Source organism: Victivallis vadensis (genome assembly GCF_003096415.1).
Taxonomy (GTDB): Bacteria; Verrucomicrobiota; Lentisphaeria; order Victivallales; family Victivallaceae; genus Victivallis; species Victivallis vadensis.
The window spans coordinates 26,032-33,948 of the sequence record NZ_QEKH01000043.1 but is presented as its reverse complement, the minus strand read 5'-3'; the positions used below and the strand labels follow the sequence as shown (position 1 = coordinate 33,948).

The following is a 7,917-nucleotide window of genomic DNA, read 5'->3' as shown; positions in this document are numbered from 1 at the left end:
GAGCCTCCTTGTGGTTTAGGCAACCGTAATATACTATTACGGACAAGTTGGCTCCACTTTTTTCACCCCTTCAAAAGTTTGTTAGGACAGGTGTGATCCCTGTGTTATTTTCTCCGTAAAACAACATGATCCGCAATGCTTTGCAAACAGGAAATCCGTTAACATTTCCTCTTGTATGGAATATATATAAAAAATCAACGGATTTCAAGATGAAAATTGCGGCATCACGCAAAAACGCATGATGCCTGGCGAACAGAGGCTTCTGAAAAATTCGCAATGGCCTGTTTGACTCCATATAGCCCGGAACTCAATTCCGTCAGGCAAGTTCAGCGTCCGACAAGGAGAGCGCGCTGTCTGTCGCAGTAAAACCGGTTGCGCTAAAAAACAGAGCAATCAGTAAAGCAAATTGACCTTTTTTCCCTAAATGAACCTTCAGGCAGGATAACCCATGAGGAAAAGACTGTTGCAACCCCTCCCGTTGCGCCGTGAAATTTGCAATTCCGGCAAAAAACGGTATACTGTATCTATATCGGGAAACCGTAACACAGAGGAGGAAATCAAAATGGAACATTGTTCAGGTTCAGGCGCGGCCAGGCAGTGCAAAAGCGAGGTGTTCGCCCCCGCGGGACTGGTCAATTATGCGGAAGGGGCGGTCGTGAGCCGCACCATCGTCGAAAACGGCGGCGGCACCGTCACGCTCTTCGCCTTCGACAAGGGCGAAGGGCTGAGCGAACACGCCGCCCCGTTCGATGCGCTGGTCAACGTGCTCGACGGCGAGGTCAGAATCACTGTCGGCGGCAAACCGCACCATCTGAAAAGCGGCGAAAGCATCATCATGCCGGCCGACATCCCGCATGCGCTTTCCGCCGTCACCGCCTTCAAAATGATGCTGGTGATGATCAAGGCATGACGGAAAATTCCGGCGTCAGTGTCCGATGGTATGCGGCGGCGCCGGAATCCGGCGGTAGGCCACATGGTGTACCGGCTTGCCTTCGGCATTCCAACGCAGCTCGAAATCGCTCCTGATATCGGCCAGGTCGGCGATGGCTTCCGGACATTCGGCGAACAGGTTCGAGGCGGCGATCACCCGGCGCACCGCATCGCAATAGTACTCATCGTCACTGGAAAAGTGAAAGACGCCATCCTGCTTCAATACCCGGTGCAGCTGGGCGGTGAAATCGCTTGCCAGCAGCCGGTGGCTGCGGTGACGTCCCTTCGGCCACGGATCGGGACAGAGCAGATGCAGCCGGTCCAGCGCGCCGTCCGGCAGCATCAGCGCCACCAGATGGCGCGCTTCGGTGCGGCAGACTTCGAGGTTGCCAAGCTTGAGACGGTCGCAACGCTTGACCAGCTTGCGCAGCCGGCCGACCATCACGTCGGCGGCCAGAACGGTGCGCTCCGGATAACGGCGCGCCAGCTCCGCGGTGAAGCTGCCGGCGCCGCAGCCGAGGTCAAGTTCGACCACCGGGCGGGCAGCCAGCAGTTTAGCCGGAAACAGCTGATAGGTTCCGGTGAAGAACCGGATTTTTGCATCTTCGGGATGACCGGTCATCAAGGGCCTCCCTATACCGCGTCGCGTTCCTGCGCCCAGGCGCGGATCTCTTTCTCGAACTGCGGGAAATCCATGCCGGTCATCGCTTCGCTGAACTTCTTGAAGTAGGCGATGATGCCGGCCCGGAAAATCGACAGGTTCAGCACCCGCTCCGCAAACACCTCATCCGCATTCATCTCCTCCGGCTCCGGCGTCTTGAAGGAACCGAACGCGAACTGGTCGGCATCGAAAGTACCGGTCCAGATCTGGTTGGCGCGGGTCATGGTCAGTTTGGCTTTCTTGAGCTTCTTGCCGTTCAGGATCGCCGCCTTGGCCTCCGAGCTGCGCAGCGGACTGTCTCCCTTTTTGATCGTGACCTCTTCCGCGCCCTGCGCGTCGTCGGCGACCGCGAAAACCAGCGGAGCTTCGATCATCAGGTCGAATTCGCCGTAATCCGGCACTTCGAGCTTGCCGGTGGTTTCACTGTAGAACCAGAGCCACATCAGGAAATCGCGCCCGGTCACCGGCTCCGCATCCGGGCGGCCGCTGATGGTCAGGGTCGGGAAGCTCGCCATCGTCGCATTGCAGAGCCGTTCCAGCAGCAGTGCGGGGGAGAGCTGCAGCGGTTCGACCTTCACCGTCTGGTAGAACATATCCAGAAACAGGTCGATCTGGCTGCGGCTGGAGGCTCCGACATAAAGCAGCCGCTCATGCGGTTCGAGCACCATCGGAATCCCGGAGAGCGCCGGGGGCATTTTCTGGATATGCTTCTCGATCGCCTCCTCGCGGATCTGCTTTTTCATCTTGCTGGAAACATATTCCAACTCATTGGCCCGCATATAGGCCTGTTCCTCGCGCTTGCACACCGCGTTCAGCAGCGAAGCGGGCATTTTGCGGACCGCCTGCCGCAAAGTCAGGTAATAGCTGCCGCCCATCTGCGCGGATTCCTCGTTGATGGTGGTGTCCAGCAGGTGATGGCCGGTCACCCAGCCGAGCTGGGGTTCGTCGGTCACCGCGTCGAGCGGGCCGGCTTTTTTGGCGGCGAACAGATCGAGAAGATTCTCCGGCAGCTCCGCCGGAATGTCGAACATGGCGAACGTAAAAGATCCGCGATCAAAGGGCATGGTGAAATCCTGAAAGTTGAGAGGTTGACAATACGGTTACTGGCGCACGAACGGCTGCAGCCGGTAGTAGCGGCCGCGGAATTCGCCGATCGCGAACTCCGCCGCCTCGCGCGGGTCGAAATAGTGGGCGGCGAACAAATCGATGTAGACGGTCTTGTGCTCCAGATCGAGCCGCCAAGACAGCAGACCGGACTTGAGCTGCTGCTCGAAGGCCGGCACGCCGGGGTTGCCGGTATCGCACCGGACCTCTCCGACAGGAGTCAGCCACAGGCGCGACACGAACCGCAGCGCAAACTCCCGCTGCCACTCCGGCGAGGCGAACTGCGGGACTTCGCAGTTGTACACGTCGATCGCGGCGGAGATCGCATGGGCGCGGCTCTGCTCGAATTTGCTCTCCCACGAAAGTTCGTAGCGGGCGTCTCCGCCTTCGATCACCGGCACGCGGCGTTCCACGCCGTTGGTGCCGACGATGCCGCGGTTCATCAAACTTGAGATGATCCATTGCCCGGACTTCAGGCCGCCGGCGATCACCCTGATCGCGATGTCGAAATCCACCTTGTCCCCGCAGGTGAACAAATCCACCGCCGCGAAATCATGCTCCGGCCAGGCATGGACCGCGAAGTGGGATTCGGAAATCACCACCACCCCGCTGACCCCCTGCGGCTGAAACTCATGGAAATTGGAACCGATCACCGTCGCGCCCGATTCCCGGGCCGCATCCAGAAAAATTTGCTCTACCTTGCCGGCGTCGGCCAGGATGCGCGCGTCGCAATCGTAGAATTCCACCGTCATATGGCGGCCGAGCGCGAATCCGGTCTCACCGGCGTTTTTCTCTCGTTTACTGCTGTCCATTTTCTCCGTCGTCCGTAAAGCCCGCCGCGGCGCTGCTCTCCAGGCACCGCCGCGGCCGCTTTCCAATCGTTTCGTGATGGTGAATTACTGCTGCGGCTGCTGTTGCTCCAGCAAATAACACTGGGAACCGAGTTCTTCTTCAAACGCCAGCCGCGCCATCTGCTCCTTGCGCTGCCGGAAAATGCCGGTATACAGCGCCTTTTTCGCTTCAAACTCCTTCATATCCGCCGGGATGCGCTCAAGCAGCTCCGCGATCGCCGCGCCATTCGGCGTATCGACCACCGGGGTCAACTCGCCGGGGTGGAGGCGGACCGCCGCCTGCATCGCATATTCGAATCCCGCCGGAGGCATCTGGCTGACCGAAGCCTCAAATTCCTCGACCTTGCAGTTCTTCAGCGCCGCAAACGCCTTGGCGCGCTCCGCGGGCTTCAGCGCCTTGATCCTGTCGAGCTCCGCCTTCGCCGCTTCACGGGCCAGCTTGAGCGATTCAGCGGCGACATAATCGTCGTTAAGCTGCTTGGCAACTTCGTTCAGCATGGCCGGACGGGCGGCGATCTGCTCGAGCGTGAAACCGACATAGGCGGCGTCATCGCCGGGAACCGCGTTGGTTACCGGGTTACCCGCATTCAACGCCGCTCCGAGCTGGCGGATCAGCACGGGAGAATTGATCTTGCCGACCACGGTTGCATCGATATCGAACCGGCCGGTTTCGATGATATCGAGCTTGCCCTTGCGCGCCAGCTCCCGGAAAACCTCGACTTTGTTTTCCGCTTCCCCGACCGCCTCATAGGCAGCCGAAGCGAAATCATAGGCGCGCCGGGTCGCCAGGTCGCGGCTCCGCGCTTCGATGAACTTCTTTTTCACTTCCCCGGCGACCTTCGCGTACTCCTGCGTCTTTCCATCCTTGTCGTCGAAAAGAGCAGTATTCGCCTTATAGAATTTTTCCAGCTCCGCGGCGGTCGCCGCTTTGGCGGCCTCCGCCTTGAACCCCGCATACGGGAACGCCACGACCAGAGCGGACAGCTTGGCCTGGATCACGTATTCGCTGCGGTTCTTTTCAAAGAACTCCTGCATCTTCCTGGCGTCCCTGGGCACTTTATCCTTGAAGGTATCCGCATTGAACAGCGCCCCCTTGATCCGGTATTTGCCGTAGAGACGCCGGTAGAAGCTCTCCACCTCCCCCGGAGTCACCACCACACCGGCGGCGATTTCACGATCCAGCTTGTTGAGCATCACCATCATCCGGATCGCGTTGTTGAACTCCTCCGCCGAAATGCCGGCTTTCTGATACCCCGCCAACATTTCATTGTAGAGTTCCATACTGAACTTGCCGTCCTTCTGAAGCGTCGGCATCTGCCGGAGCATCTCCGCGACCTCCTTGTCGCTGGCGACGATTCCCATGCGCTCCGCCGCCTGCAGGAGGCAGTACGGACCGAACAGATTCTGCACGTCAATCTCGCGGTTCGAGACGCCGGACATCACATGGTTGATGATCTGGACGTTGCGTCCCATCTCCCGCAAATCCCGGTAGGTCACCGGCTTGCCGAACGCCACGCCGAACTCGTGCGACTCCGGATCGGAGAAATCGCAGCCGAACTGCCCCGGTGTCAGGAACCCCAGGAAGGAAACGATGATCACGATGGTAAACCCGCCGAAAAGCCAGCGGCTGTGTTTGTGGAACAATCCATTGAGTTTCTTGATGATCATGGAACGGCGCCTTTCGTGTTACCTTTTGCTTTCTTATTTTCTGTCTGTGATTTTGACTCTGATCTTATCCGGGACGATATCCTTTACGTCGAGCCGGTCGCCCTTGACGTAACAGCTGATCGACACCGTATAGATGCCGGGTTCGGTCAGCTTCGACACATCGATGTACGGCTTGACCTCCTCCGGCTGCAGCGCGAGCGTGGAACTCTGCTGCCCGTAGATCGTCACCGTCACGCGCTTATTCGGATCAACCAGCTCGAAGTTCCGGCGCTGTTCGCTGCCCGGCTGGGCCAGAAACAGCAGCGGCAGCGACTCAAAGCGGCGGCTGATATAATTTTTCGCGATATCGACCTGCACGGTCACATTCTCCGGCGAAATCACAGTTCCCTCCGGCGCCTCAAGCTCCACACGGGTTTCAAAGGATTCGACCACGGATTCGTCCAGCGGAATCGGCTGCGTGGAGACCTCTTTCAAGGAGCGCAGGATCTGCTCCGGGCCGGTCACCTGAACTTCGGCGGGAATACAGCGGACTTCGCGGCGCTCGTAGTCGCGCGACAGACTCCTGGTCTTATCGAATTTCGGCTGAATCCGCACGTTGCGGGTCACCCGGCGCTGCAGGTTCAGCACCAGCGTACTCTCCGAAGAAGGAATCTCCGTGACCCGGACGCCGTTGAAGGAGCGGAAATCATCCGGCGTCAGCCGCACCTTGCACGGCTGGCCGGCGATGAAATCCTGATAGCGCACCCGTACCCGCGCCCGCAGGTCGTTCGGATTGATCTGCGCAAGCCCCCGCGACGGCCCTTTCGCCCGCACCGTCACCCGGAATTCCGGCGCGCCGATACTGACCAGTTCGGGCGGCAGCACCACCTCGACCGGGACATCGGTGACCGTGCGCCCATCCTGCTGCAGGTCCTGTACCACCGCATAAATCATCAATGCGAAGAACAACGCGATCATTTTCCGCCAGAAGTCCTTGCGGATGAAAGAATAAACTTTTCGGAAGACTCCCGCCATATTACAAATGCTCCCCGCTTTGCCGTTCGGACTGTTCTTCGAGCATCTGCACGGTCTCGGCGAGATCGGCGTCGTCCTGCTCCTGGATGATCAGCTTTTCCAGATAGCTCTCCAGCTCGCTGATCGCCAGGTCACGGTGCAGAACGCCGCGACAGGCGATGCTGATCGTGCCGGTCTCCTCGGAAACCACGATCGTGACCGCATCGGTATCCTCCGAAATGCCCAGCGCCGCACGGTGGCGGGTGCCCAGCCGCCGTGAAATATTCTCCACCCGGGTCAGAGGCAGGATCGCCCGCGCCGCCACGATCCGGTCGTCGCGGATGATCACCGCACCGTCGTGCAGCGGAGAATTCGGAAAGAAGATCGATTCAAGCACCATCGCATTGACCTTGATGTCCAGCTTCACCGAATCGTCGATCAGGGTCTGCATCCCGATGCGGCGCTCGACCACGATCAGTGCGCCGCACTTGCGGCGCGCCATGTTGCCGGTCGCGGCGACCAGTTCGCCGATCACCTCGCGCCGCCGCTTTCCCTTCCAGATCGCAAAGCTGCCCAGCTGCGCGAACGCGCGCCGGATCTCCGGCTGGAAGATGATGAAAAGCCCGATCGGCAGCCAGGTCAGAATCCAGTTCAGCAGGAACGTGATCACTTCAAGGTGAAGCTGGCGCGACAACAGGCTCATCACTCCCAGCAGGATAATGATTCCCGCCAGCACATAGGAGCCGCGCGCGCTGCGCAGATAATACAATGTTTTATAGATCACAAAAGTGATGATCAGAATCTCCAGCAGCATCCTGGCGATGCTCCAGATCGTGGCCAGCGGAATCTCAAACCCGTTCATGAGAGCAGTTTCTCCCTCACTTTAAGCGCATCGCAGACCTGCCGCACATCGTGAACGCGGATGATCTCGACGCTCCGGTCAGCCAGGAACAGCGACGCCGCGACCGTGCCCGCCAGCCGTTCCGCCGGGTCCGGCTGGCCGAGCAGCCAGCCGAGCATCGACTTGCGCGAAAGCCCGGCGAGCACCGGCCCGAGCTCATGCAACTCATCCACCCGTTTCAACAGCTCCCAATCCTGCTCCGGCCGCTTCGCGAAGCCGAAACCGGGGTCGTAGAGCAGATTATTCTCCGGGACTCCAGCGGCAATCGCAACTCGTGCCGCCTCTTTCAGCTCAGCCACGACAGAACCGGCCACATCATCCCCGTAATCGCACCACACCGGGTCACGCATCGTCTGCGGGGTCCCGCGCGAATGGCTCAACACCAGCGCCGCCCCGCCCGCCGCGGTCACCTCCGCCAAACGCGGATCATAGCGGAGCATCGCAACGTCATTGATGATTTCAACGCGGTATTCCAGCGCGGCGGCGGCGACTTCGCTTTTGCGGGTGTCGATGCTGAGCACCGCCGACGGCCGCACCCTGCGCAGTTCCCGGACCAGCGGCACGACGCGGCCGATCTCCTCCGCCGGCGGAATCACCGCCGAACCGGGGCGGGTGGATTCGCCGCCGATGTCGAGCAGGTCGGCCCCCTCGTCCAGCAGCCGCAGGGCGCGATCGAGCGCGGTCTCCGGCGACGAAGCGCTTCCCTCGCTGAAGGAGTCGCCCGTCGCGTTGACAATGCCCATCACCAACGGCCGGTGAACCCCGGCCAGATATGTTTCCAGCTCGAACACTTGGCATCACACTTTCCG

The 7,917-nt window shown here is 60.0% G+C and carries 8 protein-coding genes; 1 reads left to right on the top strand and 7 read right to left on the bottom strand.

The window, feature by feature from the left end:
• Positions 1–562 precede the first annotated feature (562 nt).
• The gene (locus C8D82_RS18455) at positions 563–910 is read left to right on the top strand and encodes a cupin domain-containing protein (RefSeq protein ID WP_116885766.1); all 348 of its coding nucleotides are present in this window, start codon (positions 563–565) and stop codon (positions 908–910) included.
• Between the two features lie 15 nt (positions 911–925).
• On the opposite strand, the gene trmB is transcribed toward C8D82_RS18455, so the two are convergent.
• From trmB to folP, 7 genes are all read right to left on the bottom strand, one after another.
• A complete protein-coding gene (gene trmB, locus C8D82_RS18450; RefSeq protein WP_116885765.1) occupies positions 926–1,552 on the bottom strand; it encodes a tRNA (guanine(46)-N(7))-methyltransferase TrmB in 627 nt (208 codons plus the stop codon).
• 11 nt (positions 1,553–1,563) lie between these two features.
• Positions 1,564–2,655 (bottom strand): recombination-associated protein RdgC, encoded by a 1,092-nt coding sequence (rdgC, locus tag C8D82_RS18445; protein WP_116885764.1) that lies wholly within the window; start codon positions 2,653–2,655, stop codon positions 1,564–1,566.
• A 36-nt stretch (positions 2,656–2,691) separates the two neighbouring features.
• The gene (gene speD, locus C8D82_RS18440) at positions 2,692–3,507 is read right to left on the bottom strand and encodes an adenosylmethionine decarboxylase (protein WP_116885763.1); all 816 of its coding nucleotides are present in this window, start codon (positions 3,505–3,507) and stop codon (positions 2,692–2,694) included.
• A gap of 84 nt (positions 3,508–3,591) precedes the next feature.
• Positions 3,592–5,214 carry a peptidylprolyl isomerase gene (locus tag C8D82_RS18435; protein ID WP_116885762.1) on the bottom strand — a complete coding sequence of 541 codons (1,623 nt, stop codon included), beginning with the start codon at positions 5,212–5,214 and terminating at the stop codon, positions 3,592–3,594.
• A 33-nt stretch (positions 5,215–5,247) separates the two neighbouring features.
• Positions 5,248–6,228, bottom strand: coding sequence for a CdaR family protein (locus C8D82_RS18430; RefSeq protein ID WP_116885761.1), 981 nt, complete (start codon positions 6,226–6,228; stop codon positions 5,248–5,250).
• A 1-nt stretch (position 6,229) separates the two neighbouring features.
• Positions 6,230–7,069, bottom strand: a complete 840-nt coding sequence (gene cdaA, locus C8D82_RS18425; RefSeq protein WP_116885760.1) for a diadenylate cyclase CdaA — start codon at positions 7,067–7,069, stop codon at positions 6,230–6,232.
• The gene (gene folP / locus C8D82_RS18420) at positions 7,066–7,899 is read right to left on the bottom strand and encodes a dihydropteroate synthase (RefSeq protein WP_206212622.1); all 834 of its coding nucleotides are present in this window, start codon (positions 7,897–7,899) and stop codon (positions 7,066–7,068) included. The genes cdaA and folP overlap by 4 nt, the downstream gene beginning before the upstream one ends.
• Positions 7,900–7,917 lie beyond the last annotated feature (18 nt).